Origin of the sequence: Marinobacter sp. C7, assembly GCF_022343555.1 — a bacterium.
In the GTDB taxonomy this organism is placed as follows: Bacteria; Pseudomonadota; Gammaproteobacteria; order Pseudomonadales; family Oleiphilaceae; genus Marinobacter.
In genome coordinates this window covers 1-509 of record NZ_JAKQZH010000101.1, presented here as the reverse complement: position 1 = coordinate 509, position 509 = coordinate 1, and the positions used below count along the sequence as shown (strand labels likewise).

Genomic DNA, 509 nt, shown 5'->3' with positions numbered 1-509 from the left:
CCGCAGCTTCCGCAGAAGCAAAGGTCGGCACACTCCGCCACGACCCAATGGCAATGCTCCCATTCATTGGCTACAACGCTGGTGAATACCTGCAGAACTGGATTGACATGGGTAACAAGGGTGGCGACAAGATGCCATCCATCTTCCTGGTCAACTGGTTCCGCCGTGGCGAAGATGGACGCTTCCTGTGGCCTGGCTTCGGCGACAACTCTCGCGTTCTGAAGTGGGTCATCGACCGCATCGAAGGCCACGTTGGCGCAGACGAGACCGTTGTTGGACACACCGCTAAGGCCGAAGACCTCGACCTCGACGGCCTCGACACCCCAATTGAGGATGTCAAGGAAGCACTGACCGCTCCTGCAGAGCAGTGGGCAAACGACGTTGAAGACAACGCCGAGTACCTCACTTTCCTCGGACCACGTGTTCCTGCAGAGGTTCACAGCCAGTTCGATGCTCTGAAGGCCCGCATTTCAGCAGCTCACGCTTAAAGTTCACGCTTAAGAACTGCC

Annotated in this window: 1 protein-coding gene; it reads left to right on the top strand. The window is 57.4% G+C overall.

Features of this window, described 5'->3' with window-relative positions:
- Positions 1 to 488, top strand: a 488-nt coding sequence (locus MD273_RS19385) for a phosphoenolpyruvate carboxykinase domain-containing protein (RefSeq protein ID WP_239039309.1), incomplete at its 5' end; no start/stop codon positions are given.
- Between the last annotated feature and the right edge of the window lie 21 nt (positions 489 to 509).